Here is a 16694-nt window from a genome sequence, read left to right on the forward strand (position 1 = left end):
ATGATGGAGAGCCGGTTCGCGGCTCTCCGCCTCACATCGATTCCACCGCCTCGACACCGAGGACGGCCAGCCCATTGGCAATGACTTGCCCGATTGCTTGGCCGAGGAAAAGCCTTGCCCCGGTCAGGGCCGCATCCTGTTCCACGATAAAGCGCTTGTCCGGCCGCTCATTGCCGAGATTCCAGTAAGAATGGAGGTCGGCGGCGAGATCGTAAAGGTAGAAGGCAATGCGATGCGGTTCGCGGGCGCGGGCGGCGGCCTCGATCTCGCGCGGGAACTGCGCGGCGCGGGCGACCAGCGCCAGCTCCTCGGCACCCAGCTTGTCGAGCGCGGCATCGGACGGGGCAAAGCCGGCCTCAGCCGCCTTCCTCAGCGTCGAGCGGATCCGGGCATGGGCATATTGCACATAGAACACCGGATTGTCCTTCGAGGCTTCGACCACCTTGTCGAAATCGAAATCCATCTGTGCATCGGGCTTGCGGGTGAGCATGGTGAAGCGCACCACATCCTTGCCGACCATCTCAACCACGTCCGCCAGCGTCACGAAATTGCCCGCGCGCTTGGACATCTTGAACGGCTGGCCGCCCTTCATCAGCTGCACCATCTGGACGAGCTTGACCTCGAAGGGCTTGGGGCTTGCGCCATCGGCGCTGGTCAGCGCAGCAACCGCTGCCTTGATCCGCTTCACCGTCCCTGCATGGTCCGCACCCCAGATGTCGACCAGCGCATCGGCGGTCTGGGCTTTCTGAAAGTGGTAGGCCAAGTCCGCGCCGAAATAGGTCCACGCGCCGGAGGATTTCTTGATCGGGCGATCCTGATCGTCGCCGAACTTGGTCGAACGGAACAGCGGCAGCGAGACCGGTTCCCAATCCTCGGGCGGGGCCTTGCCCTTGGGCGCTTCGAGCACGCCGTCATAGATGAGGTCATGGTCGCGCAGCCATTGCTCGGCCGCATCGACCTTGCCCGAGGCTTGCAACTCGGCCTCGGAAGAGAACAGGTCGTGCTGGATGCCGAGCGTAGCCAAGTCTGCGCGGATCATGTCCATCATCGCGGCAACCGCGCGGGTGCGGAACAGGATCAGCCAGTCGGCCTCCGGCGCCGCCACATACTTGTCGCCGAACTCGGCGGCGAGCGCTTCGCCCACCGGCTTCAGATATTCTCCGGGGTAGAGGCCTTCGGGGATGGTGATCGCTTCCCCCAGCGCCTCGCGATACCGCAGGTGCACCGAACGGGCGAGCACATCGACCTGCGCGCCCGCATCATTGACGTAATATTCGCGGATGACCTTGTGACCCGCGAATTCGAGCAATCCGGCGAGCGCATCGCCCACCACCGCGCCGCGGCAATGGCCCATGTGCATCGGGCCGGTGGGGTTGGCCGAGACATATTCGACATTGACCACCCGCCCCTCGCCCATCTGCGAGCGGCCATAGGCGCCGCCGAGCGTCGCAATGGCACCCAGCTCATGCAGCCATGCCGCGGGCGCAAGACGCAAGTTGATGAAACCCGGCCCGGCGATCTCCGCGCTGGTGATGCCGGGATGCTGGCCGAGCTTGGCGGTGATCGCCTCGGCAAGCGCGCGCGGATTGAGCCCGGCGGGCTTGGCGAGCACCATCGCGGCATTGGTCGCCAGATCGCCATGCGCAGCATCGCGCGGCGGCTCCAGCGTCACATTGGCAAAGCTGGTGCCCGCAGGCAGCACGCCCTCGCCCACCAGTTCGGCAAGGGCCGTTTCGATTACCTCGGCATAGGTCGAATAAAGAGTGGTCGGACGGGTCATGATTATCTCGTGCGGTCAGCGCAGGTCTTGCGCGTGCAAAATAGGAAGCGGGGTCCCGGGTCAAGCCCGGGAAGACGATAGATTGATGGCGACGATGGCCGCCGCAGGCGTCGCAAGGCCGACCGGCCGCCCGAAGGTGCTCCAAAGCGAGGCGAAGGAACCCTCCCCTCAAGTAGCGAAGCGGCGGGACTACAAGAACTCGCCGAGGCGCCTTCGTACCAAAATCAGCGCGTCGCGTTATACTTCAACTGGTCTTCGGTCAGTTGGAAGCCCACCAGTATTTCAAAGCGGGTGCGGGTGATGGCGGCGCGCACTTCGGGCAGGGTCAACGGATCAAGCGCCGCTTCAGGATCGCCGGGACGTCGGCGCTTGGTGATCTGCGTCTTGATATCCTCGGGCAAGGTGGCATCCGCCTTGGTGACATAGGCGCCCGCACGGCCGTTGCCGCTGGCGCGTTCCTGCCCGTCGGCGAAACTGAGTGTCACACTGCCCACCCGCTTGCTGACGACCGAACTGCCACCGCGCAGCACCGTCACGAAGTAAGGCAAGGTCACCGTGCGGGCACCGCGCGTATCGGCGCGGCGCGCCTGCACGGTAAAGGTCGCCTCGGTGTAGACCCGCTCGCCCGTCTCGTTACAGGTCGAGCGCAGATTGGTGAGCGTCGCGGTGAGATCAAGATTGGCAAGGCTGGTGTCGCCGGGATTGCGGAACTGGGTGATGTCGCCGGTGTAATCGGGAATGCCGACCGCCGGACACGCGCTCAGCACCGAAGTCACGCCGACGCCCTGATCCACCACCAGTTCGCCCGACTTGGCGCAGCCGGCAAGCGCCAGCGCGGTAGCCAGAGCTGTCACGACGCGGGTGCGAGAAATCATCAAAAGCCGTCCTTGTCCATGCGATCCAAAACGCGGTCCCTTGCGGAGCCTGACGCTTTCTTGCCCTAGCGATGCGCGCATGAAAGCGCTAGAGCGGGATTCATGAACGCGCCCTTTCCCGAAGCCGCCCCCGCCGACGAAGCGGCCCTCGCCGCCCGCCCCCCGCTCAATCTGCTTATCGCCGCACCGCGTGGTTTCTGCGCCGGGGTCGACCGCGCGATCGAGATCGTCGAAAAGGCGCTCGAACGCTATGGCTCGCCCGTCTATGTGCGCCACGAAATCGTCCACAACAAATATGTCGTCGAAGGGCTGCGCGAAAAGGGTGCGATTTTCGTCGAGGAACTCGATGAAGTGCCCGATGATGCGCCGGTGGTGTTCAGCGCGCACGGGGTGCCCAAGGCGGTTCCCGCCGAGGCGCGCCGCCGCAAGCTGCTTTATGTCGATGCCACCTGCCCGCTGGTGTCCAAGGTTCACCGTCAGGCCGAACGCCAGATCGAAAAAGGCCGCCACATCATTTTCATCGGCCACGAAGGCCATCCGGAAGTCATCGGCACCATGGGGCAGGTCGAGCCGGGCCAGATGACCTTGGTCGAGACCATCGAGGACGTGGATAAGCTGCCCTTCGATCCCGATGAAGAGCTGGCCTACCTCACCCAGACCACGCTTTCGGTGGATGATACCCGCGAAGTGATCGAAGCGCTCGAATGGCGCTATCCCAACATCAAGGGGCCGCGCGCCGAGGACATCTGCTACGCCACTTCGAACCGGCAGGCTGCGGTCAAGGAGCTCGCGCATGATTGCGAGCTGGTGCTGGTGATCGGCTCGCCCAATTCCTCGAATGCGCTGCGCCTGGTCGAAGTGTCAGAGCGGCTTGGCACGCCGGCCAAGCTGATCCAGCGTGCGGCCGAGATTGATTTTGCCTGGCTCGAAGGCGTCAAGACTTTGGGCCTGACCGCTGGTGCCTCCGCCCCTGAAATCCTCGTGCGCGAGGTGGTCGATGCGCTGCGCCAGCACCGCACGATCCAAGAGCGTGAAATCACCGCCACGGTCGAAAAGATGGTGTTCAAGCTGCCGCGCCAGCTGACCGAATAGGCAAGGCGGCAACGCGGGGGGCAAGCGCGTGGCGGTTTACACCCATCTTGGGGCAGAGGCGCTGGCTGCGCTGATCGCGCAATATGATGTCGGCGATCTGATCTCGGCCAAAGGCATTGCCGAAGGCGTCTCCAATTCGAACTGGCTGATCGAAACCAGCGGCGCGGGCGCAGCGGGCCCGCAACGCTTCATCCTCACCATGTATGAACGGCGGATCGCGCTCAGTGATCTGCCCTATTTCCTCGGCCTGCTCGATCACCTCGCTGCCAAAGGCTGCCCGGTGCCACACACCATCCATGATCGCAGCGGGGCCTCGTTCCGGATGGAGCGCGACAAGGCTGTGGCGCTGATCGAATTTCTCCCCGGCGTGTCGCCCACCCAGCCGACCCCGGCGCAGGCCCATGCGGTGGGCGAAGTGCTCGCGCGGATGCATCTGGCGAGCCATGATTTCGCGCTGAACCGCGCCAACGCGATGAATTTTGCCGCCAATGCCGCAACCCTTGCAAGCTGCGGGGCACAGCGGCTCGCCGCGATCCATCCCGATCTGCCCGCGATGCTCGGCCCGGCCGAGGCAGCCGCCGCGCTCGATCTGGATGAGCTCCCGCAGGCGCAGATCCATTCCGATCTCTTTCCCGATAATGTCCTGATGCTGGGCGCACGCGTGACAGGGCTGATCGATTTCTATTTTGCCTGCACCGGGGCGATGGCGCTGGATCTGGCGGTAACCCACGCCGCCTGGTGCTTTGACAGCGCCAATCACTATCGCCCCGAACTGGGCGCAGCCTTGATCACAGGCTATACAGGTGTGCGCCCCCTCGATCCGGCGGAGCACGCGCTGCTGCCGGAGATCGCCAAGGGGGCCTGCCTGCGGTTCGTCGCCAGCCGCGCCGAGGACTGGCTCGACACCCCCGATGATGCGCTCGTCACCCGCAAGAACCCGATGCAATTTTTGGAACGCTGGCAGTTTTACGACCGCGAAGGCGCGCGTGCGCTTGCCTGAACCGGCCCGCGACGCCTAGGCACGCGAGCGATGAAACAGGTCGACATGTTCACCGATGGCGCCTGCAAGGGCAATCCCGGCCCCGGTGGCTGGGCGGCGCTGTTGCGGATGGGCGCGCACGAGAAGGAGTTGGTCGGTGGCACGGCGCACACCACCAACAACCGGATGGAAATGACCGCGATCCTCGAAGGGCTGAAAGCGCTCAAACAGCCCTGCGCCGTTACGATCCACACCGACAGCCGCTATGTCATCGACGGGATGACCCAGTGGATCTTCGGCTGGCAGAAGCGCGGCTGGCTCAATGCAGCCAAGAAGCCGGTGATCAACGAAGACTTGTGGCGCGCGCTCATCGCTGCGGCGCAGCCGCACAAGATCACGTGGCAATGGGTCAAAGGCCACAATGGCCACCCGGAAAACGAGCGGGTCGATAGTCTGGCCAGCGCCGAAGCCGCGCGACAGGCGGGGGCTTAGGCTTTTACCCGCACATCATTGCAAGAGCCGCGAAGCCCGGCAATCCAGGGCAAGACGCAAGCCGCCCCGGATTGCCACATAGCCTTCGGTTCCTTGCAATCAGCTATTATCTTCGACCGGCGCGTCGGGGCCATTCTTCTTGATCGAATCAATGGCGTTCTGCGCACTGGCCTTGCTCGAATAGCCCTGCGTCGAAAACATCACTTCGGAATTATACTTGAACCGCACGCGAAACTCGCCGGCGTTGTCCTTGTAGATTTCGAACTTGTGCGCCATCGGATACTTCCTCTCTCAGGTTGTGATTGGCGCAAGGAAGCTGCCAGATCGCGGAGGATTTGGCTAGGGCGAAGGCTTTACACGCTGGCGGCGGTGCCAAGCCGGTCCGGCGCGTAGAGCGTCGCATCGAGCCGCGCGATCATCGCATCGCGCGCCTGCCCCAGCAGCAATTGCGCCGCCAGCCGTGCCGCGGCGGGCGCTGTCTGGATGCCGAAGCCGCCCTGCCCCGCAAACCAGAAGAAGCCCGGCGAGGCCGGATCAGCCCCATAGACCGGCGCGCGATCCGGCGCGAAGCTTCGGAGGCCCGCCCAACGCCGCTCGACCGCCACGATTGGCCAGTCGGTCACCTGCTGAAAACGGTCGATCGCGATCGCCACGTCGATCTCTTCGGGTGCGGCATCGCACGGGTCGGACGGGATTTCGTCATGCGGCGAGAGCCACAGGCGGCCATTATCCGGCTTGAAGTAGAAACTGCCCGCGATATCGATGGTGAGCGGCAGGTCAGCCGGGGCCTCGGGGGCGACGCGCAATTGGGCGACAGTGCGCCGCTTGGGGGCGATGCCGAGCGGACGCACGCCCGCTATGCTGGCGATGGTATCAGCCCACGCCCCCGCGGCATTGACGAGGGTTGCAGCCCGCCATGCGCTCCCTTGTTCTGTCATGAGTTGCCACACACCCGCCACCCGTGTGGCCTCGGCCAGCCGGGCGCGGCAGACAATCTGCACCCCATGGCGGCGCGCTGTGCCAAGATAATGCTGGTGGAGCCCGGCCACATCAATATCCGCGCAGAACGGCGCAGCGACCGCTTCGCCCGCCCAATCGGGGCGCAGATGCGGCACGCGCGCGGCCAGCGCTGCGGTATCGAGCCGCTCGATCCGCGCGCCCGTCGGCGCGAAGCGCGCGATGAAAGCATCGATCTCGGCGCGGTGATCGGCATGGGAAAGGTAAACCGCGCCGCGCGGGCTGAGCACGCCCTGCTGCGTCAGGTAATCGAGCGATGCGAGCGTCAGCGGGACGATTTCCGGCCCGCCATAGCATTCGTCCCAGAACGCTGCCGAACGCCCGGTCGCGTGATAGCCGGGTGCGTCTTCCGCCTCGAGCAGCAAGACGCGGGCATGGGGCGCGAGTTCGGCAGCAAGGCTTGCTCCGGCCATGCCAGCGCCGATGATGGCGAAATCAAAAAGTTCAGCGTCGCTCATGCCGGCGGATTAGCATGCGGGGCACACCGATCAAGGAATTCGCGGATCGCTGCCATCGCGCGATCGCGCACCGGGTCAACTTCGCGCAGGATTTCGTGACGCGCTTCCGGCCCGAAGGCCACCAGTTCGCCCTTGGGCAAGCGCTGCGCCGCGCGGAGATTGGCGGGATGGCTCACCAGCGCATCCGCGCTGGTCGAAAGGATCAGCACCGGGATCGTCACCGCTTCCAATGCGCCCGGTGCCTCCAATTGCGGCCACGAGGCATAGGCACGTTCGACCCAGCGCCAGCTCGCCGGGCCCATCACCAGTTCGGGCCGCGTCTCGCGCCAGAATTCCTCGTCGCCATAGCGCGCGGCATCATGCGTGAGCAAATCGGCGCGGCCCGCGGGAAGCTCCCCCGGCTTCTCGCTCCACTTCCATGCCGGGCGGGTCGGCTCACCCAGCGCGCACATCAAGCGAGCCACGCCGTGAAGCAGTGCCAGCGGCAGAGCAGGCCCTTTGACGCCGACCATCGGCGCGCTCAGCACCAAGGCATCGGGTGCGACACGGCCTTCCATGACACCGCGCAGCACCAGATGGCCGCCCATCGAATGGCCCGCCAGCACATGCGGGCCGGGCGTGGTGGAGACCCAATCGGCCCAGAAGGCGGCGAGATCGGCAATCCACATGGCAAAATCCGCGATATGGCCGGTGACGGGATCCTTGCCGAGCCGGCCTGAACCCGCCTGTCCGCGCCAGTCGGCAGCGGTCACCCGCCAGCCATCCTGATGCCATTGTTCGAGCGTTTCGAGATACTTCTCGTAGAAATCCCCGCGCCCGGGAAAGAACAGGATCGCGCCGCGCAGCGCGCCGCTCGCATCCGGCACGCCCGGCCAGTCGATCCGCCGCAGGGCATGGCCATCGCGCGCGTACCAATGACTTTCGGTCACCGCAGCCGGGATTGTGCGACGATCAATCGGCGACGAGGTCGTTAGGGTCCTGATCTTTCGCTCCCCGCGTGGTTACTTTTTGGTAAGCACTGTTCTGTAGCACGTGTCCCAATACAGGACTGCCAAGCAGCTTGGCGGCCCGGTTTCAGGGGGCTTACAGTGCAAGAAACCATCCAGTACGGCCTGCTCATTGCCTTGGCAATCGCGCTCGTCTTTGCTGCCTTCACCGATATCCGGCGGCGTCAGATCGACAACTGGCTGAACCTTGCCATTGCCTTGGGGGCACCTGCGTTCTGGTGGGCTAGCGGGCTGACCTTGTGGCCCGGTGTGGCGCTGCAACTCGGTATCGCGCTCGCTGTCTTCGTGGTGCTGGCCGGGCTGTTCGCGCTGCGCATGATGGGCGGCGGCGATGTCAAGCTGCTCACCGTGCTCGCGCTCTGGATCGAACCTACAAGTTTTCTGCAATTGCTGGTGGTGATGGCGCTTGCCGGAGGCGTGCTGACGCTCGTCATGGGGGCATGGCATGTCACTCGCCGCCAGCGACACAAACTGGCGATTCCCTATGGCGTGGCGATCGCTTTCGGCGGCCTTTGGGTGTTGGCTGCCAACTACATGCCCGCCGCCGCAATGGCGGCTGTCGGGCAGTCAACCTGATTTTAACCACTCTGGACTTACACCGATAAACCATACTCGCCCGGTAACCAATCGGGCCGTCATGAGGGGGCTTGACCGCCATGGATAGGAAGAAACTGGTTCTGTTGCTCGGCGCATTGATCATTGCGATCGGGACAGCCTTTGCCGCACGCACCATGCTGACAGGCGGCAGTGCACCGGCCGCTGAAGCCGCCGCGCAGCCCACCGGGCCGCGCGTGCTTGTTGCCAAGCGGGCCTTGCCGGTCGGCACGATCATTACCGCTGACTCGGTCGGGTTTCAGCCTTGGCCGAATGAACTGGTGCAAGATGCCTATTTCATCGATGGTGAAGCCGATCTCACCAAGCTGATGGGCACCGTGGTGCGCTTCCCCGTCACGGCGGGCGAGCCGGTGACTCAGGGCGCGCTGGTTTCGCCGGGCGACCGCGGGTTCCTGGCAGCGGCTCTCGGGCCGGGCATGCGCGCCGTGACGGTGCCGGTGTCGGCGCAGACCGGGGTGGCCGGGTTCGTCTTTCCGGGCGACCGTATCGATCTCGTCCTGACCCAGACGGTGGAAGGCGAAGGCACGCCGCTCAAGGCAGCGGAGACCGTGCTGAGCAATCTGCGCGTGCTGGCAACCGACCAGACCACCGAGCAGACCACTGACGAAGCGGGCAAGACGGTGGTCAACACCTTCCAGACGGTCACGCTCGAAGTCACGCCCAAGATAGCCGAGAAGATTGCCGTGGCCCAGACGATTGGTCAGCTCAGCCTCGTGCTGCGTTCGATCCGCGACGGCTCGGACGAGTTGGAGCGCGCGCTGGCCGCAGGTGACATCACCATTCCGGCCAACGCCACCCGCGAGCAGGAAGAACGCCTTATCAAAAACGCGATGTCGCGTCCGGTCGAGAAAGGCACCAGCTATGCCACCGGCGGTGATGTCTCGCGCTTCCAGCGCTCGACTCCTCCGCCTCAGCAGGCCCGCGCCGGTGATGCCAGTGGCGCACCGGCGGCACCCGCCGCTCCTGCAGCTGCGGCGCCGGCAGGCTATGGCATGCAGGTTCGCACCGGCCCGGTCGTTCGGATCAGCCGCGGCAAGGCCGTTGAGGAAGTGGTTATCCAGAAGGGCGCAGCGAAATGATCCGTCAGATGCAACGATCCCGGCGATCCACACCCGTTCACGTGCAAGCAGCTAGACCCGAAGGGGGGCGAGCAATGAAACAGAATTCCAAGGCAAAGTGGCTGGTGGCCGCGCTGATGGCCGCGCCGCTGGCAGGAGTGCCGCTGGTTACCGCCACTGCGCAACAGGTTATCCGGCCGAGCCAGGACATTGTCCTCTCGATTGGCAAGGGCCAGCTGGTCGCCGTGCCGGGCACGATGGCGGATGTCTTCGTCGCCAACGAAGCGGTCGCCGATGTGCAGGTCAAGTCGCAAAGCCAGCTCTATGTCTTCGGCAAGGCAGGCGGCGAAACCACCATCTACGCCAGCAACACCCGCGGCGATGTGATCTTCTCGGCCAATATCCGGGTCGGATCGAACATCGGCAGTATTGATCAGATGATGGCGCTGGCGATGCCTGATGCCAAGATCAGCGTCTCGACCATGGGCACCAACACCGTGCTCCTGACCGGGACCGTGGCTGCCCCGGAAGATGCGGCCGAAGCGGAACGGCTGGTGCAGGCTTTCCTCGGCGAGGATGCCAATGTCATCACCCGGTTGAAGACCGCAACACCCTTGCAGGTCAACCTTCAGGTCAAGTTTGCCGAAGTCAGCCGCAGCTTGCTGCGGGAGGTTGGCGGCAATCTCCAGATGGCTGACGCGACCAGCGGCTTCCGCTTTGGTGTCGGCACGGGCCGGGCCATTGGCGGACAGGAATTCAGCTATGGCGGCCCGCTGGGTGTCGGCAATGGCGCGGCGCAGACCTCGATCCGTTTGCCCGATGGTACCGAATTGGTCGGCCCTTCGGTCGATTCGCAAGGGGGGACCTCGCTTGCGGGCCTCGGGCGTCTGTTTGGTCTGAACATGTTGGGCGCGATGGATCTGTCCGAACGCCTAGGTCTTGTTACAACACTTTCGCAGCCGAACCTCACGGCGCTTTCGGGCGAAACCGCAACCTTCCTTGCTGGCGGCGAATTCCCGATCCCGATTTCGCAAGGGCTTGGGCAGGTCGCCATCCAGTTCCGCGAATTCGGCGTCAGCCTCGCCTACACCCCGACGGTGCTGTCGAATGGCCGCATCTCCTTGCGGGTTCGCCCCGAAGTGTCGGAGCTTTCGACCCAGGGGTCGATCACGCTCAACGGCTTCCAGGTGCCTGCGCTCACCACCCGCCGCACCGAAACCACGGTGGAACTGGGCTCGGGCCAGAGCTTCATGATCGCTGGCCTGATGAGCGCCAATTCGCAGCGCTCGCTCGACAAGGCGCCGGGTCTCGGCGACGTGCCGATCCTCGGCAACCTGTTCCGCAGCCGCGAATTCCGTCGCGGCGAAACCGAGCTGGTGATCGTGGTTACGCCTTATCTGGTGAAGCCGGTGGACGCGAGCGACATCAAGCTGCCGACCGATGGCTATGCCTCGTCGAGCGAGCTCGATCAGCTGCTCGGCTTCAAGGACCACGCAGGGGTTTCGGGCGAAGAACGTCCCGGCCCGATGGCGGCGCCCGGTGAGGGCGCACCGGTCGCACCGCAAGTCGGCGATGCCACCGGGGCCCCGCTGATCCCGAGCCAGCCGCAGCAGCCGCGCCGTTCGGAAAAGAAGGGTGGCAAGGCACAGCGTGAAGCAAACGCCGCCACCCCCGGCTTCAGCTTCTAAGCGAGAAAGGTGAGACAGATGACCTTCACCCAAACATCAAGAATGCGCCAGGCCTCGGCCCTCGCGCTTGGCCTCGCTTTGAGCCTCGGCCTTGCGGGTTGCGGCGGGATGCCGACCAACACCACACTCTACAGCACCAAGCAGCCGGTAATCGAACGCACCAACTTCACCTTTGACGTGACCACCACGCCCGGCGGGCTGGCAATCAGCGAACAACAGCGCCTCAGCGGCTGGTTCGAAACCATGGATCTGCGTTACGGCGATCGCATTACGGTGGACGATCCCACGCTCAATCCGGCTGTCGCCAATGCGGTGAATGATCTGGCGGCGCGTTATGGCCTGATCGTCAAGGGCACCGCGCCCACCACGGGCGGCGCGCTCAATCCCGGAATGGCCCGCATTGTGATCACCCGGTCAAGCGCGAGCGTGCCGGGCTGCCCTGATTGGTCGGCCCGATCCGATATGAACTACACCAATGGCATGAGCCCCAACCACGGCTGCGCGGTCAACAGCAACATGGCCGCGATGGTCGCTGATCCGCAGGACCTGCTGGAAGGTCGCAAGGGATCGAGCGAAACGCTGATCAACACGTCGAACAAGGCCATCAACACCCTGCGTGAGGCCACGCCCACCGGGGCTGGCGGCCTGCAGGATGCAAGCGCCGGTGGCGGCAATGGCGGAGGAAACTAAGCGATGAATGCTCCTTGGAAATCGGGTCTGCCCGGCAATCGCGATCCGTTCGCGGCCTTCATTTGCGATGATGCCGCGCTGGATGTCCTGCGCCCGGTCGTGATCGAACTCGGCTGGCAGCCGGAAAAGTGCAACCGCGGCGGCCTGCGCAATGCCGTGCAGTCACTTTCGGTGAGCGCGAGCCCGGCGATCCTGATCGTCGATCTGTCTGAAAGCGGCGATCCGCTCAATGATATCAACGCGCTTGCCGAAGTGTGCGAACCGGGCACGGTGGTGATTGCGATGGGCCAAGTCAATGACGTGCGCCTCTACCGCGATCTGCTGGCGAGCGGGATCCATGATTATCTGCTCAAGCCGCTCTCGGCGCAGCAGGTGCATGATGCCATCAATCAGGCGCTGGCCGTTTTCACGACCCCGAAGATGGGCGACGGCGATGCCAGCAAGCGGCACATCTCGACTGCTGTCGTGGGCACGCGCGGCGGGGTTGGGGCATCGACACTCGCCACCTCGCTCGGCTGGCTGTTCAGCGATACCCACAAGCTCTCGACCGCTCTGCTCGACCTCGACGTGCATTTTGGCACGGACGCGCTCGCGCTTGATCTTGAGCCGGGGCGCGGCCTGACCGATGCCATCGAAAACCCCAGCCGTATTGACGGGCTGTTCATTGAGCGCGCGATGGTGCGCGCCAATGACAACCTCTCGATCCTCTCGGCCGAAGCGCCGATCCACCATCCGCTGATGACCGATGGTTCGGCCTTTGTGCAGTTGGAGGACGAATTCCGTCAGGCCTTCGAGATGACGGTCATCGACATGCCGCGCAACATGCTGATCAATTTCCCGCAACTCATGGGCGATGTGAATCTGGTGCTGCTGGTGTGCGAAATGACCCTCGCCTCGGCGCGCGATACCATCCGGCTGCTGTCGTGGCTCAAGAGCAATGCGAGCCACGCGCATCCGATGATCGTCGCCAACAAGGTGCAGCCCGGCATCAGCGAAATCAGCCGGGGCGACTTCGAAAGCTCGATCGAACGTAAGATCGATTTCGTGGTGCCTTATGACTACAAGGCCGCCTGCAACGCCGCCAAGCTTGGGCAGGTGTTCGTCGACGCCAACCGTTCGAGCAAGGCGACCGCGGCAATCCGTCAGATCGCTGAGCGCGTAATGGGCGCAAGCGAAGAAGATCCGGGCGCAATCCCAGAAGAAAAGAAGTCGCTGCTCGGCAATTTCGATCTCAAGGCACTGCTGCCCAAAAAGAACAAGAGCGAAACCGAGACCGCGGCATGAGGCGATGCCGGATAAATGGCCCGCAACTGAGCGCGGCACATTTGTCCGGCCTGCCTGCTGCGCGTGACCTGCGCCTCATGTGTCCCACGTCGATTTCTGCCTGAGCAGGAGCCAGTCCGATGACCTTCATTGATACCCTGCTTGCCACGCTGGTGCTTTTTACGGTCGTGCTCGGCGGCTATATACTGCTGACCGGTCCAAACGCCGCCTCGGCAACCAAGCGGCGGCTGGAAACGCTGCGCCTCCGTCACGCCGAAAGCGCTGACTCCAAGGTCGAAGCGCAGTTCAAGCGTGCTTTGGCTGCCCGCAAACCCGCCCGCTACACCAAGGCTGGCTCGGGATCGCGGCTCGAAGCACTTGCCCTGCGGCTCGATCGTACCGGCATGCCATGGACGATCTCGCAATATACCTACACCTCGCTCGGCATCGGCCTTTTCGTGGCGGTGCCGACATTCATCCAGAGCGGAGCGCCGTTGCTGGCGCTTGGTGTTGGCGTGCTGATCGGCGCAGGCCTGCCGCACATGTATGTCAACAGACTGATCAAGAAGCGCACCAACCAGTTCAATGCCAAGTTCCCGGATGCCATCGAACTGCTGGTGCGCGGGCTTCGTTCCGGTCTGCCCGTGACCGAAACCCTCGCGGTGGTTGCACAGGAAGTAGCGGGCCCGGTGGGGGTCGAATTCAAGGGGATCATTGATCGCATCAAGGTCGGCAAGACGATGGAAGATGCGTTGCAGGATACCGCCAACCGGCTCAACATCGCTGAATTCAACTTCTTCTGCATCACTTTGGCCATCCAGCGCGAAACTGGTGGCAACCTTGCAGAAACGTTGTCGAACCTGGCCGATGTGCTGCGCAAGCGCGCCCAGATGAAGCTCAAAATCAAGGCGATGAGTTCCGAAGCCAAGGCCTCGGCCTATATCGTCGGCTCGCTGCCCTTCATCGTGTTCCTGCTGATCACCTGGGCCAATGCCGAATACATCGGTGCCTTCTTTGTCGATGAACGCCTGATGGTGGCGGGGATCGGCGGGTTGCTATGGATGGGGATCGGTGTCTTCATCATGGCCAAGATGGTCAATTTCGAAATCTGAGTTGTGGGAGCGTAAGCCATGATCAACCAACCTCCCGGACCCACCTTGCTCGGTTTCGACGTGATGCTGGTGGGGACCATATTGTCGGGTCTCGCCGCCTTCGCGATGGTGCTGGCGATCTATGCCGCGGTCACCATCCGCGATCCGATGGCCAAGCGCGTCAAAGCCCTCGAAGGGCGCCGCGAACAGCTCAAGGCGGGGATCGTCACGGCATCAGCCAAGAAGCGAAACTCGCTGCGGCGCGCCTCGCAAGGCACCGAAAAAGTGCGCGAGCGGCTGGACCAGATGAAAGTGCTCCAGCAGAGCCAGCTTGAGGCGATCCAGCAGAAGCTCGCCCATGCCGGTTTTCGCAACAAAGAACTGGCGGTCTATGTGATCGGTGCCCGCGCAGTGCTGCCGCTGGTGCTCGGCGGGATCGCCGCAGTGCTGGTCTATCTTGTCGAATACTTCCCCGACTGGGGCGATTTCCAGCGCTTCATGTTCTTCGCTGCGGCGGTCATCATCGGCTACAAAGGGCCGGAAATCTACCTGAGCAACGAAGCGACCAAGCGCACCAAGGAAATCCAGAAGGGCTTGCCTGATGCGCTCGATCTGCTGGTGATCTGCGCCGAAGCCGGCTTGACTGTCGATGCGGCGTTCAACCGCGTCGCGCGCGAACTGGGCCGCGCCTATCCCGAACTGGGCGATGAATTCGCCCTGACAGCGATCGAACTGAGCTTTCTCAATGAACGGCGCACCGCCTTCAACAACCTCGCCTACCGCGTGAACCTTGAATCGGTGAAGGGCGTGGTCACCACCATGATCCAGACCGAGAAATACGGCACGCCGCTGGCCAGCGCGCTGCGTGTGCTCTCGGCAGAGTTCCGCAACGAGCGCATGATGCGGGCCGAGGAAAAGGCTGCGCGCCTCCCCGCGATCATGACCGTCCCGCTGATCCTGTTCATTCTGCCGTGCCTGTTCGTCGTCATTCTTGGCCCGGCAGCCTGTGCAATCTCCGATGCGCTGATCAAATAAGCACTGATTGATCAATGCACCATGCGGGCCGGCCCTCGAAAGGGTCGGCCCGTTTCGTTTCAGTCCTGCTCTCCCAGCATCGCCTGCGCCTGTGCGCGCACCTGTTCGAGCATCGCGCGCAGCAAGGCCTGCTCCGCCGGTGCGAAGCGCGCCAGCAGATCGCGCTCGGTCGCCAGCGCCAGCGGCATCACCTCGGCATGGATCGCCCGGCCCTCCGCGGTCAGTTCAAGCAATTGCGAACGGCCATCAACCGGATTGGGCAGGCGCGCGATCAAGCCGCGCTCTTCCAGCACCCGCACCGCCCGGTTGACGGCAACCTTGTCCATCAGGGTTGCCCGCGTCAGCGCGCGCTGGGTGAGCCCGTGGTCTGAGACAGCATCGCCCAGCACCGCGATCACCCGCCATTCGGGGATCTTGAGCCCGAACCGCTTGCGATAGCGTTCGGCGATCAGGCTGCTGACCGCGTTCGAGGCAATCGAGAGCTGATAGGGCAGAAATCCGGCGAGTTGGCCCGCATCTTCACGCATAGGGGCGCGCGTCCCACCACGGGTAGAAATCGGGCATATCCGCGCTGACCTTGCCCGGATAGGCGGGGGCGCGCTTTTCTAGGAAGCTGGCAATGCCTTCCTTGGCATCGGCCCCGCGGCTGAGGCGATAGATCGCGCGGCTATCGATCTTGTGTGCCTCCATCGGGTGATCGGCGCTCATCAGGCGCCACATCATCGCCCGCGTCAGCGCCACCGAAATCGCCGAGGTGTTATCGGCAATCTCGCGGGCGAGCGCGCGGGCAGCAGGCATGAGATCGCCCGGAGCATGGACCGAACGCACCAGCCCGCCGGTCTTGGCCTCGGCCGCATCGAACACCCGGCCGGTGTAGCACCATTCGAGCGCCTGCTGGATGCCGACGATGCGCGGCAGGAACCAGCTTGAGGCGGCCTCGGGCACGATCCCGCGCCGCGCGAAGACAAAGCCATAGCGCGCCGTATCGCTCGCAAGCCGGATATCCATGGCGAGCTGCATCGTCGCGCCAACCCCCACTGCCACGCCGTTGCAGGCCGAGATCAGCGGCTTCTTGCTCTCGAACAGCCGCAGTGTCAGCAGGCCCCCGCCATCGCGCACGCGCGGATCGGACAGGCTTTCAACCTGATCTCCGCTGGCAAATACCTGCCCGCCACCCTTGGGCGTCAGATCAGCCCCGGCGCAGAAGGCCCGCTCACCGCTGCCCGTGAAGATCACCGCGCGCACCGCATCATCGGCGTCAATATCGTCCATCGCCGCGATGATCTCCTCACCCATGGTGCGGGCATAGGCGTTCATCTTCTCGGGCCGGTTGAGCGTGATGGTGGCGATCCCGTCAGCCTTGTCGACGATGATCTGGGTGTATGCGCTCATGGGTTCCTCTCCTCGCCGTTCATCTTCGGGCCTGTTGGAGACACATGAGACACTGTCCAGAACATGAAAACAAGCCTCAGGCAGGCGTGCAATTTTGACAGGGGAAGAAAGCTATCAAGGCAAAGCAAGGCGCGCGGCATGGGGGCAAGCTTAGGGATGCGC

Annotated in this window: 17 protein-coding genes; 10 read left to right on the plus strand and 7 right to left on the minus strand. The window is 63.9% G+C overall.

All coding sequences use genetic code 11. From position 1 onward, the window contains the following. Positions 1 to 31: 31 nt before the first annotated feature. Both argS and SOQ14_RS01170 read right to left on the minus strand, forming a co-directional pair. On the minus strand, positions 32 to 1780 hold the full coding sequence (gene argS / locus SOQ14_RS01165; RefSeq protein ID WP_322896037.1) for an arginine--tRNA ligase: 1749 nt from the start codon (positions 1778 to 1780) through the stop codon (positions 32 to 34). A gap of 224 nt (positions 1781 to 2004) precedes the next feature. Further along, entirely contained in the window at positions 2005 to 2655 is a 651-nt protein-coding gene (locus SOQ14_RS01170) for a hypothetical protein (RefSeq protein ID WP_322896038.1), read from the minus strand. 102 nt (positions 2656 to 2757) lie between these two features. On the opposite strand from SOQ14_RS01170, the gene ispH reads away from it, so the two are divergent. Genes ispH through rnhA form a run of 3 tightly spaced genes read left to right on the plus strand, consistent with a single transcriptional unit; the run spans position 2758 to position 5218 of the window. Further along, entirely contained in the window at positions 2758 to 3747 is a 990-nt protein-coding gene (ispH, locus tag SOQ14_RS01175; protein WP_322896040.1) for a 4-hydroxy-3-methylbut-2-enyl diphosphate reductase, read from the plus strand. Between the two features lie 28 nt (positions 3748 to 3775). Beyond that, positions 3776 to 4747 (plus strand): homoserine kinase, encoded by a 972-nt coding sequence (locus tag SOQ14_RS01180; protein WP_322896042.1) that lies wholly within the window; start codon positions 3776 to 3778, stop codon positions 4745 to 4747. Between the two features lie 30 nt (positions 4748 to 4777). Next, positions 4778 to 5218, plus strand: coding sequence for a ribonuclease HI (rnhA, locus tag SOQ14_RS01185; protein ID WP_322896044.1), 441 nt, complete (start codon positions 4778 to 4780; stop codon positions 5216 to 5218). 99 nt (positions 5219 to 5317) lie between these two features. On the opposite strand, the gene SOQ14_RS01190 is transcribed toward rnhA, so the two are convergent. The 3 genes from SOQ14_RS01190 to SOQ14_RS01200 all read right to left on the minus strand — a co-directional run bounded on the left by SOQ14_RS01190 (position 5318) and on the right by SOQ14_RS01200 (position 7622). After that, a complete protein-coding gene (locus tag SOQ14_RS01190; RefSeq protein ID WP_322896046.1) occupies positions 5318 to 5494 on the minus strand; it encodes a YegP family protein in 177 nt (58 codons plus the stop codon). A 77-nt stretch (positions 5495 to 5571) separates the two neighbouring features. Continuing rightward, positions 5572 to 6693, minus strand: a complete 1122-nt coding sequence (locus SOQ14_RS01195) for an NAD(P)/FAD-dependent oxidoreductase (protein ID WP_322896048.1) — start codon at positions 6691 to 6693, stop codon at positions 5572 to 5574. Next, on the minus strand, positions 6690 to 7622 hold the full coding sequence (locus SOQ14_RS01200; RefSeq protein WP_322896051.1) for an alpha/beta fold hydrolase: 933 nt from the start codon (positions 7620 to 7622) through the stop codon (positions 6690 to 6692). The genes SOQ14_RS01195 and SOQ14_RS01200 overlap by 4 nt, the downstream gene beginning before the upstream one ends. 159 nt (positions 7623 to 7781) lie before the next feature. Between SOQ14_RS01200 and SOQ14_RS01205 the strand changes: the two genes are divergently transcribed. The 7 genes from SOQ14_RS01205 (at position 7782) to SOQ14_RS01235 (ending at position 15140) form a co-directional block, all read left to right on the plus strand. Further along, a complete protein-coding gene (locus SOQ14_RS01205; protein WP_322896053.1) occupies positions 7782 to 8276 on the plus strand; it encodes an A24 family peptidase in 495 nt (164 codons plus the stop codon). 80 nt (positions 8277 to 8356) lie between these two features. Next, positions 8357 to 9394 (plus strand): Flp pilus assembly protein CpaB, encoded by a 1038-nt coding sequence (gene cpaB, locus SOQ14_RS01210; RefSeq protein WP_322896055.1) that lies wholly within the window; start codon positions 8357 to 8359, stop codon positions 9392 to 9394. 74 nt (positions 9395 to 9468) lie between these two features. After that, positions 9469 to 11061 (plus strand): type II and III secretion system protein family protein, encoded by a 1593-nt coding sequence (locus SOQ14_RS01215; RefSeq protein WP_322896056.1) that lies wholly within the window; start codon positions 9469 to 9471, stop codon positions 11059 to 11061. Positions 11062 to 11079: 18 nt separating this feature from the next. Beyond that, positions 11080 to 11751, plus strand: a complete 672-nt coding sequence (locus tag SOQ14_RS01220; RefSeq protein WP_322896059.1) for a CpaD family pilus assembly protein — start codon at positions 11080 to 11082, stop codon at positions 11749 to 11751. A gap of 3 nt (positions 11752 to 11754) precedes the next feature. Continuing rightward, positions 11755 to 13035: a pilus assembly protein CpaE gene (locus SOQ14_RS01225; protein ID WP_322896061.1), complete on the plus strand. Its 1281-nt coding sequence runs from the start codon at positions 11755 to 11757 to the stop codon at positions 13033 to 13035. 119 nt (positions 13036 to 13154) lie between these two features. After that, positions 13155 to 14126, plus strand: a complete 972-nt coding sequence (locus tag SOQ14_RS01230; RefSeq protein ID WP_322896063.1) for a type II secretion system F family protein — start codon at positions 13155 to 13157, stop codon at positions 14124 to 14126. Between the two features lie 18 nt (positions 14127 to 14144). Beyond that, complete coding sequence (locus SOQ14_RS01235; protein WP_322896065.1) at positions 14145 to 15140, plus strand: type II secretion system F family protein; 996 nt, start codon at positions 14145 to 14147, stop codon at positions 15138 to 15140. 59 nt (positions 15141 to 15199) lie between these two features. Here SOQ14_RS01235 and SOQ14_RS01240 read toward each other — a convergent pair whose 3' ends face one another. Further along, complete coding sequence (locus tag SOQ14_RS01240; RefSeq protein WP_322896067.1) at positions 15200 to 15667, minus strand: MarR family winged helix-turn-helix transcriptional regulator; 468 nt, start codon at positions 15665 to 15667, stop codon at positions 15200 to 15202. Then, positions 15660 to 16532, minus strand: a complete 873-nt coding sequence (locus SOQ14_RS01245) for a crotonase/enoyl-CoA hydratase family protein (protein WP_322896069.1) — start codon at positions 16530 to 16532, stop codon at positions 15660 to 15662. Before SOQ14_RS01245 ends, SOQ14_RS01240 begins: the two co-directional genes overlap by 8 nt. Positions 16533 to 16694: the final 162 nt, after the last annotated feature.

Source organism: Erythrobacter epiphyticus (assembly GCF_034653295.1).
Classification (GTDB): Bacteria; Pseudomonadota; Alphaproteobacteria; order Sphingomonadales; family Sphingomonadaceae; genus Erythrobacter.